Source organism: Paraburkholderia yinzeri (assembly GCF_046581065.1).
In the GTDB taxonomy this organism is placed as follows: domain Bacteria; phylum Pseudomonadota; class Gammaproteobacteria; order Burkholderiales; family Burkholderiaceae; genus Paraburkholderia.
This window is the reverse complement of sequence record NZ_JBFOCJ010000001.1, coordinates 2,582,389-2,607,239: the sequence shown is the minus strand read 5'-3', so window position 1 is coordinate 2,607,239 and position 24,851 is coordinate 2,582,389. Positions and strand designations below refer to the sequence as shown.

Sequence of the window (24,851 nt, the reverse complement as noted above, 5' to 3'; positions counted from 1 at the left end):
TATCGGTTGCAGCCGATATTAGTACCACGTTAACGCTGCATTGCGGCTGTTGTGCGACAACTGCTTACAAGTGAAACGCGCCGAAACCGTCCGGAATACGCCGAAACAAACGGCGCGGTACGGCGTTCGCTGCGCGTTGCACGTCTCGTTACGGATGCCGGCGGGGTCCCGCCGCGGGCGATAATCATGCCATTGTTCGAACACGAGAGACATTTCATCGATGAGACCCCCGCGCCTCGACCAACTCGACGACCTCGACCGCAACCTCGTCGCGCTGCTGCAGGAGAATGCGCGCGAGAGCGTCGCGAACCTCGCGCGCCGGCTGGGCGTGGCGCGCACGACGGTGCTCGCGCGCATCGCGCGGCTCGAGCGCTCGCAGGTGATTGCCGGGTATGGCGTGCGGCTTGGCCAGGACGTGCTCGACGCGAGCCTGCAGGCGTGGGTAGGCCTCATCATCGCTCCCCGGCATGGTCCCGACGTGCAAAAACGCCTTGGCCGCATGCCGGAGGTGCAGCTCCTCTGCGCGGTGAGCGGCGAGTACGACTACGTCGCATGGGTACGCGCCGAAACGCCCGATCGTCTCAATGACCTGCTCGACCAGATCGGCGGCATGCCGGGCGTAGAGCGCACCACGACCTCCATTGTTCTCGCTCGCAAGATCGACCGCGGTTCGGTCATGGGATAGGGCATTGGGTCAGAGCCGTCGCCACGCACGATGGGCGCGCCGGGAGCCGGTTTCGACGAAATGACGAACCAGATCGTCGAATCGTCGAAATTGATGGTCGGAACGCAGCATTTTGTGTCTATCAACCGTTTTTGCACCCCCCTAGACTTTATGCAAAGGGCGCCGCCGGCCCTCCGGACCATAAGATCAAGGAGATGCAAGATGAAAGTCGCGATTGCAGGCGCCGGCCTGATCGGCCACACCATTGCTCACATGCTGCGCGAGACCGGGGATTACGAGGTGGTCGCGTTCGACCGCGATGCCCGGGCGCTCGAAAAGCTCGCCGCCAACGGCATTCCCGTCGAGCGCGTGGACTCGGCGGACGCCGCCGCGCTGCGCGGTGCGCTGTCCGGCTTCGACGTGCTCGTCAATGCGCTGCCGTACTACCTTGCGGTGAATGTCGCGTCGGCGGCGAAGGGCGCGGGCGTGCATTATTTCGACCTTACCGAGGACGTGCGCGCCACCCACGCCATCCGCACGCTCGCTGAGGGCGCCGACCACGTCTTCATGCCGCAATGCGGCCTCGCTCCCGGCTTCATCGGCATTGTCGCGCATGCGCTTGCGAGCCGCTTCAGCGAGATCCGCGAGGTCAAGATGCGCGTGGGCGCGCTGCCGCAGTTCCCCACCAATGCGCTCAAGTACAACCTCACGTGGAGCGTGGACGGGCTCATCAACGAGTATTGCCAGCCCTGCGAAGCGATCCGCGACGGGCGCGCGCAATGGGTCCAGCCGCTCGAGGGTCTAGAGCATTTTTCGCTCGACGGCGTGGAGTACGAGGCGTTCAATACGTCGGGCGGTCTGGGCACGCTGTGCGAAACGCTCGCGGGCCGGGTCGAGTCGCTCGATTACAAGTCGGTGCGCTATCCGGGCCATCGCGAACTCGTGCAGTTCCTGCTGGAAGACCTGCGCCTCGCCACCGACCGCGACACGCTCAAGTCCATCCTGCGCCGCGCCGTGCCGGCCACCGAGCAGGATGTCGTGCTGATCTTCATGACCGTGACCGGCATGCGCGACGGCCAGCTCGTGCAGGAGGTGTTCACGCGCAAGATCTTCGCGAAGACCGTGTGTGGCGTGCCGATGAGCGCGATCCAGATCACCACGGCGGGCGCGATGTGCGCGGTGCTCGACATGTTCCGCGAAAAGCAGTTGCCGCAAAAGGGCTTCGTGCGCCAGGAGCAGGTGTCGCTGGAGCAGTTCCTCTCCAACCGTTTCGGGCAGGTGTACGAGGGCGCGGCGCTCGATGCGCGCACGCTTGCGCAGGCCGCCGCGGCCTGATGTCGCCTGATGCAGCCGGGCGGCGAACCCGCCAGGAAAACACGAGATAAACGAAGAGGGCCGTGCGCGCCGTCGGTGTCAGGCCGGCGGCGTTTCTTTTGCCAGGTGCTGGAGCAAGGCGTCGAAGTCGGCTTCGGCGGGGGCGGTGTTGTCGAACACGACGACACCTTCGAGCTGCGCAGCCGATGGCACGAAACGGCGCTGCCGGTAGTCGTCCCAATGCGCGAGCTTGTAGGCGTCGCCCGGATGCGCGCGTGCGACGATGCGGCGCCTCGCCGTTTCCTCTCCGATTTGCACCCAGATTACCGTCAGCGCCACGTCAGGCGCGATACCTAGCCACGCGCGGTCGAACAGACGCCGTTCGCGGATCTCGCGCGAAAGCGGGCCCACGGCGAGCACGCTTACGCCGAGTTCGAGGTTTTCACGCGCGGTATCGACGAGCCCCAGGTACTCCGGGTCGCGCAGATGCTGCAGGAAAAGAGGGCTGTCGCGGTCGTTGGGGTTGCCGGTGAGCGCCGTCATGGCGGCAGCGCCGGTGCGGCCGTACAACGTGTCCTTGTCGAGCAGGCAGAATGGCTCGCCAGTGGCGTGGCGAAGCGGACCGATCAGGCGTTTCGCGAGCGTGGTTTTGCCGGTGCCCGCGTGCCCGCAGAAGAAGGCGAGCCGTGTCACGTGCCGCGGATCGGGGCCTCGCCGGCCGCTGCGTCGTCATGGGGGCCGTTTTTGAGTTCGCTCGTAAGCTTGCTGTTGGCGTCGAGCCACATCGCATTGATGATGCCGAAACCAAGCGCCACGCCGATGCCGAGGATCCACGAGAAGTACCACATCGTTTTCGTCTCCTGTTGGCGAGAGCAAAACCGTCATGAGGAACCGCGGACGGCTGCCATCAGCCACTCGAAGCATATACCATGCATGAAAGCGGCGGCATGGGCGAGGTCGCTGCAATGCAGCATGCATTGAAGACGTAGCGAATCAAAGCCAGGTCAAGCCAAAGCCACAACGACACAAACAGGGGAAGCTTCCATGCCGTCGCGTGCGTTCCATGCCTGGTCCAGAGTGCCCGCGCTTGCCGCCGGTGTCACGCTTGTTTTCGCGGCGCTCGGCGGCTGCGCCGAAACACCCGAGCCGCCCATGCCGTTCAAGGCCGTTCCCGTCGAGCGCATCCTGCTGCCGGCGTACACGCAGCCTGGCGTCGGGCTCGTGGCGGTGGACGTGCGGCGCGAGCGCACCAGCAACGTGATCGTCCGGTTCCGCGACGCGCCCGTCTACGTCGACGGCCAGCGTGTCACGGACCTGATGAACGGCGAGCATGTGGTGTTCTACCTGAGTCCTGGGGTTCACCGGATCGGCGTGAGCACCCAGTTCGATCCCCTGGTGGAGATTCGCTTCGCGGTCGATCCCCGCTACACGAACCGCGCGAGTGTCGCGTTTGGCAAGGATCACCGCATTCTGATCCGCCGGGTGGCACAGTAGCACCTGCGCGCTTTGCGGCATGCCGTGTGCGGGGGAACCCCGGCGGTCGCCCAGAGGTCAATCCGGCGCAGGAGCGTGGCGCCTGAGCGCCGCGCCACAACGAACGCCGCCGTCAGGACGAATACGACATGCTGATCAACTGCGCCGCCTACGAGGGCGGCAGAAAACTGGGCGATATCCCGCTGAAAGACGTCAGCGACTATCTCGTCCGCACCGAATGCTTCGTCTGGGTTGCCCTCAAGGATCCCGACGCCGGCGAGATGGACGCGATGAAGGAGGAGTTCGACCTGCACGCGCTCGCGATCGAAGACGTCATGAACGGCAACCAGCGGCCCAAGATCGAGGAGTATGGCGACACGCTGTTCGCCGTGTTCCACACCATCGAGGCAGGCGAGGACGGCGAGCTGGTCATGGGCCAGGTCAACGTGTTCGCCGGGCAGAATTTCGTGCTTTCGGTCCGCCATCGCACGCAGCAAGGCTTCCAGGACGTGCGCGCACGCTGCGAGCGCGAGCCGGAACTGCTCAGGGAGGGCGCGGGTTTCGTGGTCTATGCGCTCATCGACAGCGTGGTGGACCGCTACATGCCGGTGCTGGACGCGCTCTCGGGCGAGATCGAGGAACTGGAGGACCGCATCTTCGAGAAGAACGGTGTCGCCGCCTCGCGCAGCATTATCGAGGATCTCTACTCGCTCAAGCGCCGTCTCGTGATCCTCCAGCATCACGTTTCGCCGCTCGTGGAAGCCGTGGGCAAGCTCGTGGGCGGGCGTATTCCGCCGATCTGCGCGGGCATGCAGGCGTACTACCGCGACGTCTACGACCATCTCGTGCGCGTCTCCAACCTCGTCGACGCGCGCCGCGAAATGATCGTCACCGCGATCCAGGTGAATCTCGGCATGATCTCGCTCGCGGAAAGCGAGGTGACCAAGCGCCTCGGCTCGTTCGCCGCGCTCTTCGCCGTGCCGACGATGATTGCGGGTATCTACGGAATGAATTTCCAGGAGATTCCGGAGCTACATTACCGCTACGGCTACCCGGTCTGCCTCGGCGTCATGGCGGCCATCGACGTGATGCTGTATTTCCTGTTCCGCCGCGCGGGCTGGCTCTGAGCACGCGGTGGGCGCAGCGCCGCCGGCACGGCGGGAAGCTCGCCCGGGCGCGCAATGAAGCAGGCGCTCAAGAAACGCGCCGGACGGCCGTTATTCGTAAGGTGATGGCAGCGAATCGACCCGCCGGGCGGGTGAGGCCTGGCCCTGCGATTTCGTTGCGCCACACGGACGCCGCGCATGCCGGCGGCGCGGTCCCGGCAGACAGCGGGCGCCGCGCCGCCTGCCGGACCTTGCCACGCGCGGCGAGGCTCGCGACTACAGGATCGTGATGGATGCAAGTGCCCCCGACGTGATTCCCGCCGCCCACGAGGTGTTCGCGGTGACGGGCGTCGGCAAAACCTATGAGCAGCCGGTGCTCGCCGACGTCAGCCTCGCCCTCCATGCGGGCGAGGTATTGGCGCTGACGGGCGAGAACGGCGCGGGCAAGAGCACGCTTTCGAAGATCATTGGCGGCCTCACGTCCCCGAGTACGGGCAGCATGACCCTGCCGGGCCGTCCCTATGCCCCCGCGAGCCGCCGCGAGGCCGAGGCGCTGGGCGTGCGCATGGTGATGCAGGCGCTGAACCTGCTGCCCACGCTTTCGGTAACACCATGACGAATCGACCGTTGCGCGGGCAACCGGGCGGCGAATCCGCGGCTCGACACGTACCGCAGCCGCAAAAGCAGGCGCAGGACATAACAATGAATTGAGAGGAAGCGGTCCGCTCGGGGGCGGGCCGCCGAGGGTCTTAGCCGCATTGCGGCGCTCGTCGCCGCAACACGGGCGCAGGAACGCAAAGCGGCTGCAACTAGCTGTGAACCAGGCAGGAGCAACAGAAAAAATGGCGACGATCAAGGATGTGGCCGCCGTGGCGGGGGTGTCGTTCACGACGGTGTCGCATGTAGTCAACAATTCGCGGCCTGTGTCGGCCGACGTGCGGGCCAAGGTGGAGCGCGCGATCCGCGAACTGGACTACGTGCCTTCGGCCGTGGCGCGTTCGCTCAAGGCGCGCGCGACGGCGACCGTCGGGCTGCTCGTGCCAAACGGCACGAACCCGTATTTCGCGGAGCTCGCGCGCGGGGTCGAGGACGGTTGCGCGAAGAAGGGCTATTGCGTGTTCTTCTGCAATTCGGACGACGACCCGGACAAGCAACGCAACTACCTGCGCGTGCTGCAGGAAAAGCGCATCGACGGGCTGATCGTTGCTTCGGCGGGCGACGACGCCGTGCTTGCCAGCACGCTCGCCCATGCGCGCGAGCCGCTCGTGGTGGTGGACCGCAATATCGAGGGGCTTACCGCCGATCTCGTGCAGATCGATCACGAGCGCGGGGCGTGGCTCGCAACGCGCCACCTGATCGAGCTTGGGCATTCGCGCATCGGCTGCATTACGGGCCCGGTGACGACGGCCGTGAGCGCGATGCGCGTGCACGGCTTTTTGCGCGCGATGGCCGAGCGGGGCATCGAGGTCTCGCCGGGCGCGATCGTCGAGAGCGACTTCTCGGGCACCGGCGGCTATCGCGCGGCGGCCCGTCTGCTCGACGGTGCGCGGCCGACGGCGATCTTCGCGTGCAACGACATGATGGGCATCGGGGCATTGCGCGCCGCCGCCGAGCGCGGCCTTTCGGTACCCGGCGACTGCTCGATCATCGGTTTCGACGACATTCAGTTCGGCCACTTCACCTGGCCCACGCTCTCGACCGTCGGCCAGTCGGTGCGGGCGCTGGGCGAGCTCGCCGCGCTTACGCTGATCGAGCGGATCGCCGGCGGGGCGCTGGCGCAGCCGGGCCCGGGACGCCGCCGCGTCATGGCGCCACGGCTGATTGCCCGCGAGTCCACTGCGCCACCGAGCGGCACGGCGACCGTGCCGTCGCTGGCGGCCTGAAGCCGTTCGCCCCGGGGCCCCGGCAGTCGGATGCCCTCGATGCCGGAGTCCCCTGCGTCGGCATTTTGTAATTTTTCCTCGCGAGCCAGGGCGTTATCCTCAGACCATTTACTTTTTTCAAGTCCCCTCAAACGTTTGCCGTAAACGATATCTAGAGCATGGGCTCGAATATTGGCGATCAAGCATCCGCCATCACGGTATGCACGGGGAGGGTCATGAACAAGGGCATCAGTATCAAGGCGCGCATCGGTCTGACGATGATATTTCTGGCGACGCTCGTCGCCGTCATCAGCGTACTGGGGCTGCTGGGCCTCAGACGGGCCAACGAAGCGTACCTCGACACCTACGCCAATCAGATGCCGAGCGCCCGTGCCATCAACATGGCCGAGCTTTACGCCGCGCGCGAGCGACTCGTGCTCGACCGCGCGGGCTTCGAGATCGGCACGCCCGAAGTCGCCCCTACGCTGGAGCGCGCGCGCATGATGCGCGGTATTTCCGACGACTGGTGGAAAAAGTATCTCGCCCTCCCGCGCGACGCGGAGGAAGACCGGCTCGCGCAGGAGGTGAGCGCGCGGCGCGACACGCTGCACCAGGCCGCGGATGCGTTCGCGGCGATCATCTCGGGCGGCGACCCGGGCAAACTCGTCGCGGGCGCGAAAGGCCTTCAGGCCGCCTACGACGACCTTGCCAGGGCCGACGAGGAGCTCGACAAGCTGCAGAGCACGCAGGCGCAGCAGGGCTACGAGGACGCCCATGCGGCGCATCAGGAACTGCGCATCGCGAGCGTCGTGGCGCTGATCGTGGGCATTGGCGCGGCGGCGTTCTCGTTCTTCGCGCTGCGCCGTGCGATTGGCGAGCCGCTGGCCGAGGCGCTCGGCCATTTCGAGGCGATTGCCGGCGGCGACCTGCGGCGCTCCGTGACCGTGGGCCGGCGCGACGAAATGGGCGATCTGCTGGGCGGCGTCTCGAAGATGCAGCGTAGCCTGATCGACACGGTGCGCAGCGTGCGCGAGGGCACCGAATCGATCGCCACCGCGACGCGCCAGATCGCGGCAGGCAACATCGACCTCTCGTCGCGGACCGAGGAACAGGCTTCGGCGCTGCAGGAGACCGCCTCGAGCATGGAGCAGCTCACGGGCACCGTGAAACAGAACGCCGACAACGCCCGCCAGGCCAGCGCGCTCGCGGCCAACGCCTCCGAAATCGCCAACAAGGGCAATAGCGTCGTGAGCCAGGTGGTGGGCACGATGGGCGACATCAACCAGAGCTCGGCGAAGATCGCCGAAATCATCACGATCATCGAAGGCATTGCTTTCCAGACCAACATCCTCGCGCTGAACGCGGCCGTGGAAGCGGCGCGCGCGGGCGAGGAGGGGCGCGGCTTCGCCGTGGTCGCGGGCGAGGTGCGCAGCCTCGCGCAGCGCTCGTCGGCGGCGGCCAAGGAGATCAAGGCACTCATCGACACCTCGGTCGAGCGCGTGCAGACCGGCTCGGCGCTCGTGGACGAGGCCGGCCGCACGATGGGCGAGATCATCGCGGCCGTGCAGCGCGTGACCGACATCATGGGCGAGATCGCGGCCGCCTCGCAGGAGCAGTCGAGCGGCATCGACCAGGTGGCGCGCGCCGTGACCCAGATGGACGAGGTGACGCAGCAGAACGCCGCGCTCGTCGAGGAGGCCGCGGCCGCCGCGCAGTCGCTCGAAGACCAGGCGAGCCGGCTGCGCGCGGCCGTCGCCGTGTTCAGTCTCGACGAAGCGGGCCACGGCGCCGGCTTCGGCGCGCCGGCGAAGCCGGCTGCGGCCCGCAGCGCGGCACCTGCGGCGACGGCCGTGCGGAGACCGGCTGTCCAGATCGTAGCCGCCGCGCCGGCGCGCCCGACGCTTCCCGCGGCTTCCGCCGTATCGAAACCCGCGGCGCGCCTGGCTGAACGGCCCGTGCGGCCCGCGGTGCGCGCCGCCTCGGCCGCCGTGGCGCCGGCGGCGACGGGAACGCCGGTCACTGCCGGCAGCGACGGCGATTGGGAGACTTTCTAGAAACCCGGAGCGCCAGGGCGGCAACCGGGCTCGACTTGTGAAATGCTACTGCACGCCGCTGCGCCCGCAGCGGCGTTTTTCGTTCCATAAGGGGTGACGCACACGGTGCGCGCTTGCGGTTACGGTAAATTGATGGACGGTGTCACGAACGCGGCGAGTGCGCCGGGGTACACTGCGCGCTTGTGCGTCGGCAGGCGAAATCTTTTCCGGCGCGCGCCATGCCCGAGTTCGCCGGCGCTTTCGACGCGCGGTCCCGTAGAGAGCCCGTACGCAAAACGACCTGGAACCCCCAACGATCCGCAACGACCGTCCGCCGCGCCGGCACCCCGGCCTCGCGAGACAGCGCAAGAGGACCCAGACATGACGCATGACGATCTCGCGCAGCGCCTCGTGAATGCGCGCCGCCAGCATCAAATGATCGAAACGGTGGCGCCCGAGCGCCTGCCGCCCGACGCGGCCACGGCCTATGCGATCCAGCAGGCCGTGATCGCGGGCCTCGGCACCGTGACGGGCGGCTGGAAGATCGGCGCGAAGGCGCCCGGCGCTCCCGCTTCGGGCGCACCGATCCCGGCTCCGCTCGTGTACGCCTCGCCCGTGCGCCTCGAACGCCAGGCGTTTTTCCGCGTGCTGGTGGAACTGGAGATCGCGTTCCGTTTTGCCGAGCCGATCGCGCCGCGCGGCGAAGCCTACGCGCGCGACGAGGTGCTCGCGCGGGTCGGACAGATCCTGCCGGCCATCGAGGTCGTCGACAGCCGCTACGCCGAGTGGCCCAACGTCGCGCCGCTCGCGCAACTCGCCGACGCGCAGAACAACGGCGCGCTCGTGACCGGTCATGCCCAACCCTATGCCACGCTCGCTCGCGCATTGGACTTCGTTGCACCCGAGCTCGAACTGTCGTTCGACGGCGAGTCGCTCGTGCCCGAAGCGCCCGGCAATCCGGCCGGCGATCCGCGCGAACTGCTCGTGTGGTTCGTCAACCATTGCGCGGCCATGGGCATTACGATCGAACCCGCATGGACCGTGACCACGGGCACCTATGTCGGCGCACATCGCATCGACCGGCCCGGCCTGCTGCATGGCCACATCGACGGGATTGGCGAAGTGGAGATCGAGTTCGTCTGAGAACGCGAAGACCGCGATGTTGAACCTGAAGCCGTCGGCGCTCTGCGCGGCGGCTTTTTTTCATGCGCGCGGGATGCTTGGCCTGCTGACGCGAGCTGTCATTTTTGCCAGCTCGCGCAGGGCGAAGCCACTACTGCCGGGAGGGGCGCGCAAGGTCGCCACGACTTGTCACGCAATGCGTGGCACCGTGCTAACGCCGGCAGGTTCGACACGCAAGAATGGAAAAAAATAGAGGGTGATGTGCACGGACAACAGTCCGGAGAGCAGGGCATTGCGCGCCTGCTGCCGGTCTCGCTGACCGGACGCGTTGCCGGTCCGGATTTTGCAAAGGTCGGGAAGATCATTGTAAGACGGACCTGACCGGGCTCCAAGCCGGAATTCGCCGCCCCGCATCTGGTGCGATTTCTGTGTGAAAAAAAAACCAAAAGGGTTTAGGATGAATTCGAGCGATGTCGTTTCCGATGAGCGCGCCGCGCACGACATCGGTCGCAGATCTAGCGAGGAGGTAGCATGGATATCTACAGCAGCTTCGCGAACCGCTTCGAAAAAACGCGAGAGGAAGAATTCTCGCTTGAGGAGTATCTCGCGCTCTGCAAGGAAGATCCCAGTGCGTATGCCACGGCTGGCGAACGCATGCTGGCTGCAATCGGCGAACCCGAACAGATCGATACAAGAAACGACCCGCGCCTGTCGCGTATCTTCGCGAACAAGGTCATCAAGGTATATCCCGCATTTCGCGAATTCTATGGCATGGAGGACGTGATCGAGCAGGTGGTCGCGTACTTCCGCCATGCGGCGCAGGGGCTTGAAGAAAAGAAGCAGATTCTCTACCTGCTCGGACCGGTGGGCGGCGGCAAGTCCTCCATCGCCGAACGTCTGAAGCAGCTCATGGAGCGCGTGCCGTTCTATGCGATCAAGGGATCGCCCGTGAACGAATCGCCGCTCGGCCTCTTCGACTACGACGAAGACGGCCCGATTCTCGAAGAGCAATATGGCATTCCGCGCCGCTACCTGCGCAGCATCCTGAGCCCGTGGGCCGTCAAGCGCCTGCACGAATACAACGGCGACATCCGGAAGTTCCGCGTGGTGCGCCGCTATCCTTCGATCCTGCGTCAGATCGGCATCGCGAAGACCGAGCCTGGCGACGAGAACAATCAGGACATCTCGTCGCTCGTCGGCAAGGTCGATATCCGCAAGCTCGAACAGTACGCGCAGGACGACGCCGACGCCTACAGCTATTCCGGCGGCCTGTGCCTCGCGAACCAGGGCCTGCTCGAATTCGTCGAAATGTTCAAGGCGCCGATCAAGGTGCTGCACCCGCTGCTCACGGCGACCCAGGAAGGCAATTTCAAGGGCACCGAAGGATTCGGCGCGATCCCGTTCAACGGCATCATCCTCGCGCACTCGAACGAGTCGGAGTGGAAGGCGTTCCGCAACAACCGCAACAACGAGGCGCTGCTCGACCGGATTTTCGTGGTGAAGGTGCCTTACTGCCTGCGCTATTCGGAAGAGATGAAGATCTACGAGAAGCTGCTGCGCAACTCGTCGCTGGCCGACGCCGTGTGCGCGCCCGGCACGCTCAAGATGATGGCGCAGATGTCCGTGCTCACGCGCCTGCAGGAGCCGGAGAATTCGAGCCTCTTTTCGAAGATGCAGGTCTACGACGGCGAGAATCTCAAGGACACCGATCCGAAGGCGAAGTCGTATCAGGAGTACCGTGATTTCGCCGGCGTCGACGAAGGCATGAACGGGGTCTCCACGCGCTTCGCGTTCAAGATTCTCTCGCGCGTGTTCAACTTCGATTCGACCGAAGTAGCCGCGAACCCGGTGCACCTGATGTACGTGCTCGAACAACAGATCGAGCGCGAGCAGTTCCCGCCGGAAACCGAGCAGAAGTATCTGTCCTTCGTGAAGGACGTTCTCGCGTCGCGTTATGCCGAGTTCATCGGCAAGGAGATTCAGACCGCTTACCTCGAATCCTATTCGGAGTATGGGCAGAACATTTTCGACCGCTACGTCACGTACGCCGACTTCTGGATTCAGGACCAGGAGTTCCGCGACCACGATACGGGCGAAAGCTTCGATCGCGCGGCGCTCAACGCCGAGCTGGAGAAGATCGAGAAGCCCGCGGGCATCAGCAACCCCAAGGACTTCCGCAACGAGATCGTCAATTTCGTGCTGCGCGCACGCGCGGCCAACGCCGGCAAGAACCCGGCGTGGATCAGCTACGAGAAACTGCGCGTGGTGATCGAAAAGAAGATGTTCTCGAATACGGAAGAACTTTTGCCGGTCATCTCGTTCAATGCGAAAGGGTCGGCGGAAGAACAGCGCAAGCACGAAGACTTCGTCAACCGCATGGTCGCGAAGGGCTACACGCCGAAGCAGGTGCGTTTGCTGTGCGACTGGTACCTGCGCGTGCGCAAGTCGTCATGATCGACGAGGCGTTACCGTCCGCTCGCGCCGCCGCTCCCGCAGCAAGGCGGCGGCGCGCACGGACTCCCGGTGGGGCGCGGACCGCATGGCCGTAAGCGCGAAGAAGACGGCCGGCGCCGCTAACATGGCCGCATAGCAGCGCGGCCAGGCGCCTCGCCCATTCGAAACTGGAGCGGGAGACTGGATGTGCTTCATCAAATCATCGACCGCAGGCTAGCCGGAAAGAACAAGAGCATTGCAAACCGCGAGCGCTTCTTGCGCCGCGTGAAAAACTATATTCGTCACGCCGTTTCGGAAGCGGTGCGTGACCGCAGCATCAAGGATATACAGAAGAACCAGAGCATCACGATTCCGCGCAAGGACATTGCCGAGCCGTCGTTCCGCCACGGCCCGGGCGGCCGGCGCGAGATGGTCCACCCGGGCAATGAGGACTACATCCGCGGCGACCGCATTCCGCGCCCGCAGGGTGGCGGCGGTGGCGGCGGCAGCCAGGCGAGCAACGAGGGCGAAGGTCAGGACGACTTCGTGTTCGAGCTGTCGCGCGAAGAGTTCATGCAGTACTTCTTCGACGACCTCGAACTGCCGCGTCTCGTGAAAACCCACCTCATGGCCGTGCCGACGTGGAAGAGCATCCGCGCCGGCTGGGCCGCCGAGGGCACGCCCAACAACATCGACGTCGTACGGTCGCTGCGCAGCGCGCTAGGGCGCCGCATCGCGCTCGGCGCGCCGCTCGTCAACGAGCTGCACGAGCTCGAAGAGCAACTGGAGGCGCTCAAGGCGGACCCGGCCGACCGGCGCGAAGAGATCCGCGTGCTGGAGGAGGAAATCCATCATCTGAAGGGCCGCATCTGGCGCATTCCCTTCATCGACCCGTTCGACCTGCGTTACGTGAACCGCGTGAAGCAGCCGCAGCCGTCGAGCCAGGCGGTCATGTTTTGTCTGATGGATGTATCGGGCTCCATGGACGAGCAGCGCAAGGATCTTTCCAAGCGCTTCTTCATCCTGCTGTACCTGTTCCTCAAGCGCAATTATGAGAAGATCGAGGTGGTGTTCATCCGCCATCACACGCGTGCCGAGGAGGTGGACGAGGACACCTTCTTCCACTCCACGGAAAGCGGCGGCACGGTGGTGTCGAGCGCGCTGGAGCTGATGAAGCAGGTGATCGAGGACCGTTATTCGCCCACCGACTGGAACATCTATGGCGCCCAGGCCTCGGACGGCGACAACTGGACCGACGACTCGCCGAAGTGCCGCAAGCTTCTTGCGGATGACATCCTGCCCAAGGTGCGCTATTTTGCGTATATCCAGGTGACGCCGGAGGAGCAGAACCTCTGGCTCGAATATGCGCAACTGGCGCTCACCGAGCCGCAGCTTGCGATGAAGAAAGTCGACACCGCGGCAGATATCTACCCGGTATTCCGGGAGCTTTTCGAAAAGCAGGTGGAGCAATCATGACCACACGCCATCTGCACAACGAGGCGCGCGGCTATCAGCCGGAGCGCCGGAAGACGGGCGGTCACCATAAAGGGCACCACGGCGTGCAGCAGGACGCCGCGAAGCCCGCCGCCAAAGAACGGGGTCATGTTGCCGAGCCGGGTCACGAGACCGGGCCCGGTCTCCGCAAGCCTTGGGAAGCGCCTATGAACGTAGCCGACAGACGGCCTCTGCCGTGCCCATCCGACTGGACCTTCGAGCTGATCGAGGAGTACGACACCCACATTTCCCATGTTGCGGAGCAATATGAACTGGATGTCTATCCGATCCAGCTCGAACTGATCAGCGCCGAGCAGATGATGGACGCCTATGCGTCTGTCGGCATGCCGGTGAACTATCGCCACTGGTCGTTCGGCAAGCATTTTCTCTCCACCGAGAAAAGCTATCGCCGGGGCCAGATGGGACTGGCGTACGAGATCGTCATCAACTCGAATCCCTGCATCGCGTACCTCATGGAAGAGAACACGATGACGATGCAGGCGCTCGTCATCGCGCATGCGGCTTACGGGCACAACTCGTTCTTCAAGGGCAACTACCTGTTCCGCCTCTGGACCGATGCGCACGCAATCATCGACTACCTCGTCTACGCGAAGAACTACATCGCCGAATGCGAGGAGCGCTATGGGCTCGATCGCGTGGAGGAGCTGCTCGACTCGTGCCATGCGCTCATGAACTACGGCGTGGACCGCTACAAGCGGCCGCAGAAGCTCTCGCTCGAGCGCGAGGCGGCGCTGCGCCGCGAGCGCGAGGCGTATCTGCAATCACAGGTCAACGAGCTGTGGCGCACACTGCCTGCGAGGCACGAGCCGCTTGCAGAGGAAGTGGAGGAGCGCTTCCCGCCCGAGCCGCAGGAAAACCTGCTGTACTTCGCCGAGAAGAACGCACCGCTGCTCGCCCCATGGGAGCGCGAGGTGATCCGCATCGTGCGCAAGATCGGTCAGTACTTCTATCCGCAACGGCAGACCCAGGTGATGAACGAGGGTTGGGCCACCTTCTGGCATTACACGCTGCTCAACACGCTCTACACGCAGGGCAAGCTGGAAGATGGCTTCATGATGGAGTTCCTGCACTCGCACAGCAACGTGGTCTATCAGCCGCCGGTGACGAAACCGTATTACAGCGGCATCAATCCGTACGCTCTGGGCTTTTCGATGATGAGCGACATACGGCGCATCTGCGAGAACCCCACCGACGAAGACCGCAAGTGGTTCCCGGAACTCGCCGGCAGCCCCTGGCTCAAGGCGCTGCACTATGCGATGCGCAACTTCAAGGACGAGAGCTTCGTCGCGCAGTATCTCTCGCCGCATCTGATCCGCGAAATGCGGCTCTTCTCGGTGCTCGACGACGACATGCGCGATGCGCTCGAAGTGTCGGCGATCCACGACGACAGCGGCTATCAATACGTACGCCAGGCGCTCTCGCGGCAGTACGACATGCATCATCGCGAGCCGAACATCCAGGTGTGGTCGGTCAACACGCGCGGCGACCGCAGCCTCACGCTGCGGCACTTCATGAGCGACAACCGCCATCTGTCGGGCGACACGGACGAAGTGCTGCGCCACATGGCGCGGCTCTGGCAGTTCGACGTGTATCTGGAAAGCGTCGACGAGAACGGCACCGTGCGCAAGCGCTACGAGTGCCGTTATATGCCGCCTCCGGTGAGGGTATAGGCGGGCGCGCCGTTTCGCGTCCTTGATCGCTTGTCATGCAGTTCGAGGCCAGCCTGCGGGCTGGCCTTTTTCATTGCGCGTGCAGCGGTTTCGGCGCCCGACTGCGTGCGCGCGCTACCATACGCGGTTATACCTATCAACGAAGGAGCTTAAGCGGATGCGGGCATCGAAAGGAAGACGTCATGGCATTTGAACCGTTCAAGGCCGTGCGGCCGGTCACGCGCGCCTCGGCACTGCGCGATTCTCTGGCGGGCGTGCAGCTCGCCTCGATGAACATTCCCCAACTGTTGGGCTACGCGCGCATCGCGGGCATGCCGGCCGTCACCGGCCTCTATACGGGTTTTCTGCCGCTCGTCGCGTTCGCGTTGTTCGGCTCGTCGCGCCACCTGGTCGTGGCTGCCGATTCGGCCACGGCCACGATCTTTTCGAGCCGCCTCGCGACGATGGCCACGCCGTCCAGCGCCGAATACGTTGCGCTCGCAGGCATGACGGCCTTGCTCACCGCACTGATGCTGCTGATCGCACGCGTGTTCCGCCTCGGCTTCCTTGCCGACTTTCTCTCCCGCACGGTGCTCGTGGGCTTTCTCACGGGCGTGGGCGTACAGGTGGGCATCGCCATGCTCGGCGACATGCTGGGCATTGCGGTGACCTCGCGGCGCACCGTGCAGCAGGTAGGGCAGATCGCAACGCAGCTCACCCACATCAACTGGCCGACGCTCGGCCTCGCGGTGCTCGTCGTCGCGGTCATCCTCGTATTCAAGCGTCTGCGGCCACGCTGGCCCGTACCGCTCGTCGCCGTGGTCGCGAGCATTGCGTGCAGCGCCGCGCTGAACTTCGCCGCTCACGGCATCTCCATCATGGGGCCGGTGGCGGCGGGGCTGCCGCCGTTCCACTTTCCCGCCGTCGGCTGGTTCCAGATGGTTGACCTGCTGCAGATCTCGGCCTCGTGCTTCGTCATCATCGTTGCGCAGAGTGCCGCCACGAGCCGCGCATTCGCCACGAAATACGGCGAGACCGCCGACGAGGACGCGAACCTGCTCGGCCTCGCCGCCGCAAACGTGACCGCCGGCCTCTCTGGTGCCTTCGTCGTGAACGGCAGCCCCACGCAGACCGCCATGGGCGATTCGGCGGGCGCGCGCAGCCAGTTCGCGCAGCTCGTGTTCGCGCTCGTCGTGCTGCTCGTGCTGCTGTTCGCGAGCCGCTGGCTCCAGTACCTGCCGCACTGCGTGCTCGCCGCGATCGTCTTCACGATCGCGGTGGGGCTCGTGCACGTAGGTCAGTTGTTCGACATTCGCCGCGAGAGTCCCGGAGAATTCCGGCTCGCTGTCACGACGGCGCTCGCCGTAGTGGTGATCGGCGTGGAGAACGGCATCCTGATCGCGATCGGGCTCTCGCTGCTGCGGCACGTGCGCCACAGCTACCGTCCGCACACAATGGTGCTCGCCTCCAGCAACGGCGGCCGCTGGCAACCCGAGCCGTCGCAGCCCGGCATGCAGACCGCGCCCGGATTGATCGTCTATCGCTTCGGCGCCGATCTCTTCTATGCGAACGACCATCTGTTCGTCGACGAAGTGGAGCACCTCGTCGACAGCGCGCCGGCGCCCGTGCACTGCGTCGTTGTGGATGCGGGGGCGATCACCGATCTCGACTACTCGGCAGGGCGCTCGGTCAACACGCTGTGCACGACCCTCGCACAGCGTGGCGTCAAGGTCGTGTTCGGGCGCGTGAACCGTTATTTGCGTGCCGACATGGACCGGCACGGCATCACGCCTGTCGTGGGGGCGCAGAACCTCTATCCGACACTGCACGAGGCGCTGGCTGCCGTGCGCCCGGATCTCGGGATTCATACGGAGACCTGAGCAGCCAGCGAGGCGGAAAACCTCGCGCCCTGTGCGAAGCGGGCGGTGCAAGGCCGTCCGCCTCTCCCGACTCGCCGCGCATAGCCTTCCTCTGGCTTGCGCGGAGCGCTCCAGACAAACCCTGATTGTCCTGCCGATTTCGCGGCTGCTATCGTGCGCCAGAAGCGTGTGGAAGCGCTTCCACTCCGCTTCCGCCCACTGCCTGTCATTCCCGTTCCGGCCGCCGCGCGCGCCCGGCCGACCCTTACGCGCAGGAGCTTTCGTGACCTACGACACCGCCGCTTCGCCGCCATCCGCCCTCGCGGCCACGCTGGACGACGATCCCTTTACCCCCCCGGCCGACTCGGCGCTCTGGCGCCGCGACTTCCTGCTCGGCGCGGCGACCGCGTCGTACCAGATCGAAGGTGCCGCCAGCGAAGACGGCCGCCTGCCGTCGATCTGGGACACCTTCAGCGCCACGCCGGGCAAGGTGCTCGCGGGCGACACGGGCGCGGTGGCCTGCGATCATTACCATCGCTGGGAAGAGGATTTCGATCTGCTGTCGAAGCTCAACTTCGAGGCCTATCGTTTTTCGATCGCCTGGCCGCGCGTGATGGATGCTGCAGGCCACCCGAACGCCAAAGGCATCGCGTTCTACAAAAAGCTGCTGGAGCGCCTGAAGAAGAAGGGCATCCGCACCTTCGCGACGCTTTACCACTGGGATCTGCCGCAGCATCTGGAGGATCGCGGCGGCTGGCTCAACCGCGACACCGCGTTCCGCTTCGCCGATTACGCCGACCTCATGAGCCGCGAACTCAAGGGCCTCGTCGACGGCTGGATGACGCTCAACGAACCGTGGTGCTCCGCGTATCTGGGCTACGGCAACGGCCATCACGCGCCGGGCCTCGCGAACGGCCGCTACGCCACTCAGGCCATGCATCATCTGCTGCTCGGGCATGGCCTTGCGATTCCCGTGCTGCGCGCGAACGATCCGGGCTCGGCGAAGGGCATCGTCGCCAACGTGGGCCGCGGCACGCCCGATTCGCTTGCTGCCGCCGACGTGCGCGCCGCCCATCTGTTCGAGGTGCAGCACAACGCGTGGATTCTCGACCCGCTCCTCAAGGGCGCTTATCCGCAGGACCTGTTCGAACTGTGGCCGGGCACCGAGCCGCTCGTGCTCGAAGGCGACATGCGCACGATCGCGGCGCCGCTCGACTTCCTCGGCATCAACTATTATTTCCGCACCAACGTGAAGAGCGACGGCGCGCACGGTTTCGTCGAAGTGCCGCTCGAAGGCGTCGAGCGCACGCAGATGGGCTGGGAGGTGCACCCGGATGGGCTGCGCGACCTCTTGATCGGCTTTGATCGCGACTACGAGGGCCTGCCGCCCATCTACATCACCGAGAACGGCATGGCGTCAAACGACTGCGTGATCGACGGCCAGGTCGAGGATCCGCAGCGCATTGCCTTCCTGAAGCGGCACCTCGCCGCCGTCGATGCGGCGATCAAGGCCGGCGTGGACGTGCGCGGCTACTTCGTCTGGTCGCTGCTCGACAACTTCGAATGGGCGTTCGGCTACGAGCGGCGCTTTGGCGTCGTGCATGTGGACTACGACACGCAAAAGCGCACGCCCAAGCGCAGCGCCGAACTGATCGCACGCTTCATCGAGGCTCGACGTTCGCGCGGCACCGATTAGCGCGCCGGGGCGAGGCGTGCAATGCGCCTCGCCGTGGCAATGCGGCAACGGAGTCATCGCTTAGGCAGATCAACCCGGCAAAATAACCCGGAACGACCGGAGGAGACACAATGAAGCACAACGTACCTGTCCTGCGCGGCATAGTGGCTGCACTGACGCTGGCCGGGGCCCTCGCGGCCCATGCCGCCGAACCGCTCAAGGCCAACGTGATTCACTGGTGGACCTCGGGCGGCGAGTCGGCCGCTATCAAACAGTTCGCGCTCGCCTACGACCAGGCGGGCGGCCAGTGGGTCGACAACGCCATTGCCGGCGCCGACCAGGCGCGCTCCACGGCGATCAACCGCATCGTCGGCGGCGATCCGCCCACGGCCGCGCAGTTCAACACGTCCAAGCAGTTCCACGACCTCATCGACCAGGGACTCCTTAACAACGTCGATACGGTCGCGGCCAAGGAGAACTGGAACGCGATCTTCCCGCCGTCCATTCTCAACGCGATCAAGGTGAACGGGCACTTCTACGCGGCGCCGGTCGACATTCACATGCAGGACTGGTTCTTCTACTCGAAGCCGGCCTTCGCCAAGGCCGGCATCCAGGGCGAGCCGCAGAACTTCGACCAGCTTTTCGCCGACCTCGACAAGCTGAAGGCGGCAGGCCTCATCCCGCTCGCACTGGGCGGCCAGGCGTGGCAGGAGAAGATCACCTTCGACGCGATCTTCGCCGACATGAACCGCGATCTGTACCTGAAGGTTTATCGCGACCGCGACGTCAACGCCGTCAACTCGCCCGAGTTCCGCAACGTGCTTGCCACGTTCAAGCGGCTGCACAACTATGTCGACCCGGGCTCGCCCAACCGCAACTGGAACGATGCGACGGCGCTCGTGATTTCGGGCAAGGCGGGCATGCAGATCATGGGCGACTGGGCGAAGGGCGAGTTCTCCGCGGCGAAGCAGGTGGCCGGCAAGGACTTCGGCTGCTTCCCGGGCTTCGGGCCGAAGTCGCCCTATATGGTGGCGGGCGACGTGTTCGTGTTCCCGAAGACGGACAACCCGGAGCAGATCCAGGCACAGCAACTGCTGGCGACGGTCATGACCTCGCCGCCCGCGCAGGCGGCCTTCAACCAGCGTAAGGGTGCGATTCCGATCCGCCCGGACGTCGACGAATCGGGCTTCGATATCTGCGCGAAGGAGGGCATGGCGATCATGAAGGACAAGTCGCGGCAACTGCCGAACCCGGAAATGCTGATCTCGCCCGACGTGCAAGGCGCGCTGCAGGACGTCATCACGAACTTCTGGAACAAGAACCAGTCGGCCGAGGACGCGCAGAAGGCTTTCGCCACGGCGATCAAGAGCTAGACCGGCTCATGTACGCGCTCAAGCTCACCCATGCGCGCCGCCAGGCGAAGTCACACTCGCTCGCGCGGCGGCGCCTGTCGCTCGCCGCATGGATCGCGCTCGTGCCCATGGCCGCGACGGTCGTGTTCGCGTATCTGGGCACGATCCTCTGGACCGCGCGTGTTTCGATGAGCTATTCGCGCTCGCTGCCCACGAACACGTTCGCGGGCGCGACGCAGTACGTGCGCCTCTTCGAAAACGACCGCTGGATCGTCTCGCTGCAGAACCTCGCGATCTACGGGGTGTGCTTCGTCGCCGCGTGCCTCGCGATCGGGCTTCTGCTGGCGATCTTCATCGATCAGCGCGTCGTGGCCGAAGGCGCGTTGCGCACGGTGTTCCTGTATCCGTACGCGATGTCGTTCGTGGCGACGGGGCTCGTCTGGCAGTGGATCCTCAATCCCGAACTCGGCGTGCAAGCCGTCCTTCATCACCTGGGCTTCGTGCACGCGCAGTTCGACTGGATCGTTTCGCAGCGCTTTGCGATCTACACGCTCGTGATCGCGACGGTGTGGCAGGCGTCCGGTCTCGTGATGGCGCTTATGCTGGCCGGTCTGCGCGGCATCGACGACGAGATCTGGAAAGCCGCGCGCCTCGACGGCATTCCGCGCTGGAGAGTCTATGCGAGCATCGTCGTGCCCATGCTCAAGGCGTCGCTCTCGACGGCGTTCGTGCTGCTCTTCGTGATGGTCGTGAAGCTCTACGACGCAGTCGTTGCAATGACCCAGGGCGGGCCCGGCACGGCGAGCGAAGTGCCGGCCAAGTTCATCATGGACTATCTGTTCAATCGCGCCAACATCGGCCTCGCTTCGGCGGCGTCGATCGTTCTGCTGGCTACGGTGCTGGCGATCCTCGCGCCGGTCTTCTATGCGCGCAGCCGCTTCGCCCTGAGGGAGGCACGCCGATGAGCACGCTATCGGGCCATACGCTGACTCCGCCCAAGCCAGCGAAGCGTAATCCCAAACGGCGCTCGCGCTTCACGCCGGCGCGCGTGGGCATCTATGCGTTTCTTTTCACGGCCGCGTTGTTTTTCCTGTTGCCGCTCTACGTGATGCTCGTGACGTCGGTGAAGCCGATGGACGAGATTCGCCTCGGCAACCTGATCGCGCTGCCCGTGCATTTCACGCTCGCCCCCTGGCGCGACGCCTGGGCCACGGCGTGCACGGGGCTCGACTGCGGCGGCATCCGCGTGGGCTTCTGGAACTCGGTGCGCATCGTCGTGCCCAGCACGATCCTTTCGATCGCCGTGGGCGCGGTGAACGGCTACGCGCTCTCGTTCTGGAAGCCGCGCGGCGCGGGCCTGCTGTTCGGCATCCTGCTCGCGGGCGCGTTCATCCCCGTGCAGGTGATGGTCTATCCGCTCGTGCGCGTGCTGGCCTTCGTGCATCTGTTCAGCTCGCTTCCCGGCATTGTCGTGATCCATACGATTTTCGGCATGCCCGTCATGACGCTGCTGTTCCGCAACTACTACGCGTCGCTGCCGCAGGAGTTGTTCAAGGCGGCGCGTATCGACGGCGGCGGCTTCTGGCGTATTTTCGTTCAACTGATGTTGCCGATGTCGGTGCCGATCATCGTCGTCGCGATCATCATGCAGGTCACGGGTATCTGGAACGACTTCATTCTCGGCCTCGTGTTCGCGGGCGAGAAGAACCTGCCGATGACCGTGCAACTGAACAACATCATCAACACGACCACCGGCGAGCGCCTCTACAACGTGAACATGGCGGCGACCATTCTCACGTCGCTCGTGCCGCTCGCGATCTACTTCGTGTCGGGACGCTGGTTCGTGCGCGGCATCGCGTCAGGTGCCGTAAAGGGGTAAGAGGGGACAGGCAATGGCGAATCTGGCTAACGTAGCGGTGCGCAACCTGCGCATCGATCTGGGCGCGAACACGGTGATCGACGACCTCGATCTTGACGTGCGCGCCGGTGAATTCGTGGTACTGCTCGGCCCCTCGGGTTGCGGCAAGTCCACGCTGCTGCACAGCATCGCGGGGCTGATCGAGGTGGCCGACGGCAGTATCGAGATCGGCGGCGAGGACATGACGTGGGCCGACCCGAAGGACCGTGGCGTGGCACTCGTGTTTCAGTCGTACGCGCTCTATCCGACCATGAACGTGGAGCGCAATCTTTCATTCGCATTGCGAATCAACGGCACACCGAAGGACGAGATCGAGCGCCGCGTGAAGCGTGCGGCCGACATGCTGCAGCTCGGACCTTTGCTCACGCGCAAGCCCGCGCAGCTTTCGGGAGGTCAGCGCCAGCGCGTGGCGATCGGCCGGGCGCTCGTGCGCGAGGCCGACGTATTCCTCTTCGACGAACCGCTCTCGAACCTCGACGCCAAGCTGCGCACGGAACTGCGCCGCGAGCTCAAGCAACTGCACCAGCAATTGGGCGCGACAATGATCTACGTGACGCACGACCAGGTGGAAGCGATGACGCTCGCCACCCGCATGGCCGTCATGAAAGGCGGCGTGATCCAGCAGTTCGGCACGCCCGCCGAGGTCTACGCGCGGCCCGACAATCTGTTCGTGGCGACCTTCCTCGGCACGCCGCCCATGAATCTCCTGCAGGGCACGCTGGAGGCCGGCGAGGGCAAGCTGTGGTTCCGCACGCCGCATCTCGCGCTGGACGTGACGCACTATGCGTTCCGCGGCGCGCCCGATTTCGGCCGTGCCTGCGTGCTGGGTGTGCGGCCCGAGGACGTACGCGCGGCGGGCGCCGTGCGGGCGGGCGAAACCGCCTCGGAAGGGCGTCTCACGCTGGTCGAGCCGATGGGCAATCACCGCGTTCTCTGGCTCGATTATCATGGCATCCAGATCGCGTCGATCGATCAGGACAAGACGCCGCTCGTGAGCGGCACCGCGGTACCGTTCAGCCTGGATGGCGCGCACGTGTCGCTGTTCGACGAGGAGACGGGTGCGAGGCTCTGAGCGGACGCAAAAAAATACTGAGGGGACAAGACGTGGCGACCTTGAAAGACGTGGCGGCACTGGCGGGCGTGGGCCTTTCTACGGCGTCGCGGGCCATATCGGGCAAGGGTCCGGTGTCGGCCGACGCGGCGGCGCGCGTGCAGGCCGCGATCGATCAGCTCGGCTTTCGGCCCTCGTCGATAGGCCGCGCGATGGCCACGCAGTCGCTCGGCATCATCGGCATTTTCGTGCCGACGTTCTTCGGCTCGTATTACGGCACGATCCTCAAAGAGACCGATACGGAGCTGCGCGCCGTGCGCCGCCACGTGGTGGTGGCGACCGGATGCGGAGAGGCGTCGCCGCGCGAGCAGGCGATCGAAGCGGTGCGCTTTCTGATTGGCCGCGATTGCGACGGCGTGGTCGTGATCAGCCACGACCTGCACGACGAGGACCTCGCGATGCTGCATGGCCTGCATCCGCGCATGGCGTTCCTGAATCGAGCCTTCGAACAGATGCCCGAGGCGTCGTTCTGTGCCGATCACATGAGGGGCGGCGCGCTTGCGGCCCGCACGCTCGTCGAGCACGGGCACCGCGACATTGCCGTGATCGGCGGGCCCGCGTCTTCGTCGGACAACGTGGCGCGTCTCGCCGGCTTTTTTGCCGAGCTCGAACGGCATGGCATTGCGCGCGAAACGGTCACGCATATCGAATCGGACTTCTCGCCCGAGGGCGGTTATGTCGCCGCCCAGACCTTGCTCGACACGAAGCGGCGCTTCACGGCGCTCTTCTGCGCGAACGACACGATGGCCATGAGCGCGCTCGCGCGGCTGCAGCAGGCGGGGCTGGCCGTGCCGCGCGACGTTTCGGTGATCGGCTATGACGACGACTATTCGGCGGCCTATATGGCGCCCGCGCTTACTTCGGTGCACATTCCCACCGCCGAGCTCACGCGCAATGCGGTGCGCTGGCTCATCAACCAGTGCTACGGCGCGGACTGGCTGATCGAGCGGACGTTCCCGGTGACCGTCACGATGCGCGCGTCGGTGGCGCGCGCGGCCTGATACGTGGAGATATGACTCGTATGGCAGCGACGATCCGTGGGCCGGCGCGAAAAAAATCGAAATGACGCCGGCCAGCAAGCCTCCGTGCGAGGAGGCCGAATGATGAAGCGTACTCGACGGGCGATTGCGCTCGGACTGATCGTATCGCTGGTGCTGGCCTCGCCTGCGGCGCTCGCGTTCAGGGGCATGGCCCGCACGAGCGTGACGTACGAGCAGTGCGGCCCGACGTGGTATCAGCCGCAGTACGTCGGCACGCAGGTTCGGTACGTAGTGGTTGCGCCGCCCGGATAACGGCGCGGCAAAGCGGACCGGCGTCGCCGGCCCGTTTCACTACGGTCGTCGAAGCGTGCAGATCCCGCAACGGGCCCATGTTCATGATAAGAAAATCTTTCGTCAGAGGACAATTATCGTTGCTTGTCAGGTGAACGTAAAGTCGGGATATTGCTGCCTCGCTGGCCGGCGGCTTCGCATTCCTTCGCATTCCATCCACCTCGAGACGCACGACATGACCTACTCTTCGCAACGTCGATCCCTGTTGCTGGCTGCCGTCGCGTGCGCCGATCGTGCTGGTCGTCTACTACACGCAGACTCGCGCCGACGCGAGGGCGAAGGACGATGTGATCGCGTCGGCCGCGCGTATCGCGGTGGCGGCATTCGGTTGAGCGCGGCGTTGCGTGCGCGTGCGGCGTGCGTGCCCCGTATCGCCGATGTTGCATGGCGCGAAGCCGTACCACCGTCCTGATTCCTGTCCTCCTGTAACAATC

20 protein-coding genes and 2 pseudogenes are annotated in these 24,851 nt (G+C 65.1%); 20 read left to right on the top strand and 2 right to left on the bottom strand.

Annotated features, from left to right (window positions below; translation table 11 throughout):
• Positions 1-220 precede the first annotated feature (220 nt).
• On the top strand, positions 221-685 hold the full coding sequence (locus WJ542_RS12455; protein WP_411189583.1) for an Lrp/AsnC family transcriptional regulator: 465 nt from the start codon (positions 221-223) through the stop codon (positions 683-685).
• Between the two features lie 201 nt (positions 686-886).
• Positions 887-1,999, top strand: coding sequence for a saccharopine dehydrogenase family protein (locus WJ542_RS12450; protein WP_411189582.1), 1,113 nt, complete (start codon positions 887-889; stop codon positions 1,997-1,999).
• Between the two features lie 78 nt (positions 2,000-2,077).
• Here the strand turns inward: WJ542_RS12450 and WJ542_RS12445 are convergent, their stop codons facing one another.
• Positions 2,078-2,671: a P-loop nucleotide/nucleoside kinase family protein gene (locus WJ542_RS12445; RefSeq protein ID WP_411189581.1), complete on the bottom strand. Its 594-nt coding sequence runs from the start codon at positions 2,669-2,671 to the stop codon at positions 2,078-2,080.
• Positions 2,668-2,826: a cytochrome bd-I oxidase subunit CydX gene (gene cydX / locus WJ542_RS12440; protein WP_411189580.1), complete on the bottom strand. Its 159-nt coding sequence runs from the start codon at positions 2,824-2,826 to the stop codon at positions 2,668-2,670. Before cydX ends, WJ542_RS12445 begins: the two co-directional genes overlap by 4 nt.
• Positions 2,827-3,022: 196 nt before the next feature.
• On the opposite strand from cydX, the gene WJ542_RS12435 reads away from it, so the two are divergent.
• The 18 genes and pseudogenes from WJ542_RS12435 to WJ542_RS12350 all read left to right on the top strand — a co-directional run.
• Complete coding sequence (locus tag WJ542_RS12435) at positions 3,023-3,472, top strand: hypothetical protein (RefSeq protein ID WP_411189579.1); 450 nt, start codon at positions 3,023-3,025, stop codon at positions 3,470-3,472.
• A gap of 128 nt (positions 3,473-3,600) precedes the next feature.
• On the top strand, positions 3,601-4,578 hold the full coding sequence (corA, locus tag WJ542_RS12430) for a magnesium/cobalt transporter CorA (RefSeq protein ID WP_411189578.1): 978 nt from the start codon (positions 3,601-3,603) through the stop codon (positions 4,576-4,578).
• 268 nt (positions 4,579-4,846) lie between these two features.
• Positions 4,847-5,164, top strand: a pseudogene (locus WJ542_RS12425) (ATP-binding cassette domain-containing protein); the annotation flags it as partial.
• Between the two features lie 235 nt (positions 5,165-5,399).
• Entirely contained in the window at positions 5,400-6,440 is a 1,041-nt protein-coding gene (locus WJ542_RS12420; RefSeq protein ID WP_411189577.1) for a LacI family DNA-binding transcriptional regulator, read from the top strand.
• Between the two features lie 215 nt (positions 6,441-6,655).
• Entirely contained in the window at positions 6,656-8,473 is a 1,818-nt protein-coding gene (locus WJ542_RS12415; protein WP_411189576.1) for a methyl-accepting chemotaxis protein, read from the top strand.
• A gap of 360 nt (positions 8,474-8,833) precedes the next feature.
• The gene (locus tag WJ542_RS12410; RefSeq protein WP_411189575.1) at positions 8,834-9,595 is read left to right on the top strand and encodes a 2-keto-4-pentenoate hydratase; all 762 of its coding nucleotides are present in this window, start codon (positions 8,834-8,836) and stop codon (positions 9,593-9,595) included.
• A 510-nt stretch (positions 9,596-10,105) separates the two neighbouring features.
• Complete coding sequence (locus WJ542_RS12405) at positions 10,106-12,028, top strand: PrkA family serine protein kinase (RefSeq protein WP_411189574.1); 1,923 nt, start codon at positions 10,106-10,108, stop codon at positions 12,026-12,028.
• Between the two features lie 186 nt (positions 12,029-12,214).
• Complete coding sequence (locus WJ542_RS12400; protein WP_027793789.1) at positions 12,215-13,483, top strand: YeaH/YhbH family protein; 1,269 nt, start codon at positions 12,215-12,217, stop codon at positions 13,481-13,483.
• On the top strand, positions 13,480-15,192 hold the full coding sequence (locus WJ542_RS12395) for a SpoVR family protein (RefSeq protein WP_411189573.1): 1,713 nt from the start codon (positions 13,480-13,482) through the stop codon (positions 15,190-15,192). The genes WJ542_RS12400 and WJ542_RS12395 overlap by 4 nt, the downstream gene beginning before the upstream one ends.
• Before the next feature lie 182 nt (positions 15,193-15,374).
• Positions 15,375-17,051: a SulP family inorganic anion transporter gene (locus tag WJ542_RS12390; protein WP_411189572.1), complete on the top strand. Its 1,677-nt coding sequence runs from the start codon at positions 15,375-15,377 to the stop codon at positions 17,049-17,051.
• 262 nt (positions 17,052-17,313) lie between these two features.
• Positions 17,314-18,726, top strand: coding sequence for a GH1 family beta-glucosidase (locus WJ542_RS12385; protein WP_411189571.1), 1,413 nt, complete (start codon positions 17,314-17,316; stop codon positions 18,724-18,726).
• 110 nt (positions 18,727-18,836) lie between these two features.
• Positions 18,837-20,078, top strand: coding sequence for an ABC transporter substrate-binding protein (locus WJ542_RS12380; RefSeq protein ID WP_411189570.1), 1,242 nt, complete (start codon positions 18,837-18,839; stop codon positions 20,076-20,078).
• Positions 20,079-20,086: 8 nt separating this feature from the next.
• Positions 20,087-21,022, top strand: coding sequence for a carbohydrate ABC transporter permease (locus tag WJ542_RS12375; protein WP_411189569.1), 936 nt, complete (start codon positions 20,087-20,089; stop codon positions 21,020-21,022).
• Positions 21,019-21,936, top strand: coding sequence for a carbohydrate ABC transporter permease (locus tag WJ542_RS12370; RefSeq protein WP_411189568.1), 918 nt, complete (start codon positions 21,019-21,021; stop codon positions 21,934-21,936). The genes WJ542_RS12375 and WJ542_RS12370 overlap by 4 nt, the downstream gene beginning before the upstream one ends.
• 13 nt (positions 21,937-21,949) lie before the next feature.
• Entirely contained in the window at positions 21,950-23,047 is a 1,098-nt protein-coding gene (locus WJ542_RS12365; protein ID WP_411189567.1) for an ABC transporter ATP-binding protein, read from the top strand.
• Positions 23,048-23,079: 32 nt separating this feature from the next.
• Positions 23,080-24,087: a LacI family DNA-binding transcriptional regulator gene (locus tag WJ542_RS12360; protein WP_411189566.1), complete on the top strand. Its 1,008-nt coding sequence runs from the start codon at positions 23,080-23,082 to the stop codon at positions 24,085-24,087.
• A 99-nt stretch (positions 24,088-24,186) separates the two neighbouring features.
• Complete coding sequence (locus WJ542_RS12355; protein ID WP_411189565.1) at positions 24,187-24,378, top strand: hypothetical protein; 192 nt, start codon at positions 24,187-24,189, stop codon at positions 24,376-24,378.
• A 248-nt stretch (positions 24,379-24,626) separates the two neighbouring features.
• Positions 24,627-24,749: pseudogene (locus WJ542_RS12350) on the top strand (class A beta-lactamase); the annotation flags it as partial.
• Positions 24,750-24,851 lie beyond the last annotated feature (102 nt).

What these genes read in the sequence shown, in the direction of transcription:
- WJ542_RS12455 (WP_411189583.1), top strand. Translation starts at nt 221, where the DNA reads ATGAGACCCCCGCGCCTCGACCAACTCGACGACCTCGACCGCAACCTC.
- WJ542_RS12450 (WP_411189582.1), top strand. Translation starts at nt 887, where the DNA reads ATGAAAGTCGCGATTGCAGGCGCCGGCCTGATCGGCCACACCATTGCT.
- cydX (WP_411189580.1), bottom strand. Translation starts at nt 2,826, where the DNA reads ATGTGGTACTTCTCGTGGATCCTCGGCATCGGCGTGGCGCTTGGTTTC.
- WJ542_RS12435 (WP_411189579.1), top strand. Translation starts at nt 3,023, where the DNA reads ATGCCGTCGCGTGCGTTCCATGCCTGGTCCAGAGTGCCCGCGCTTGCC.
- corA (WP_411189578.1), top strand. Translation starts at nt 3,601, where the DNA reads ATGCTGATCAACTGCGCCGCCTACGAGGGCGGCAGAAAACTGGGCGAT.
- WJ542_RS12420 (WP_411189577.1), top strand. Translation starts at nt 5,400, where the DNA reads ATGGCGACGATCAAGGATGTGGCCGCCGTGGCGGGGGTGTCGTTCACG.
- WJ542_RS12415 (WP_411189576.1), top strand. Translation starts at nt 6,656, where the DNA reads ATGAACAAGGGCATCAGTATCAAGGCGCGCATCGGTCTGACGATGATA.
- WJ542_RS12410 (WP_411189575.1), top strand. Translation starts at nt 8,834, where the DNA reads ATGACGCATGACGATCTCGCGCAGCGCCTCGTGAATGCGCGCCGCCAG.
- WJ542_RS12405 (WP_411189574.1), top strand. Translation starts at nt 10,106, where the DNA reads ATGGATATCTACAGCAGCTTCGCGAACCGCTTCGAAAAAACGCGAGAG.
- WJ542_RS12395 (WP_411189573.1), top strand. Translation starts at nt 13,480, where the DNA reads ATGACCACACGCCATCTGCACAACGAGGCGCGCGGCTATCAGCCGGAG.
- WJ542_RS12390 (WP_411189572.1), top strand. Translation starts at nt 15,375, where the DNA reads ATGGCATTTGAACCGTTCAAGGCCGTGCGGCCGGTCACGCGCGCCTCG.
- WJ542_RS12380 (WP_411189570.1), top strand. Translation starts at nt 18,837, where the DNA reads ATGAAGCACAACGTACCTGTCCTGCGCGGCATAGTGGCTGCACTGACG.
- WJ542_RS12375 (WP_411189569.1), top strand. Translation starts at nt 20,087, where the DNA reads ATGTACGCGCTCAAGCTCACCCATGCGCGCCGCCAGGCGAAGTCACAC.
- WJ542_RS12370 (WP_411189568.1), top strand. Translation starts at nt 21,019, where the DNA reads ATGAGCACGCTATCGGGCCATACGCTGACTCCGCCCAAGCCAGCGAAG.
- WJ542_RS12365 (WP_411189567.1), top strand. Translation starts at nt 21,950, where the DNA reads ATGGCGAATCTGGCTAACGTAGCGGTGCGCAACCTGCGCATCGATCTG.
- WJ542_RS12355 (WP_411189565.1), top strand. Translation starts at nt 24,187, where the DNA reads ATGATGAAGCGTACTCGACGGGCGATTGCGCTCGGACTGATCGTATCG.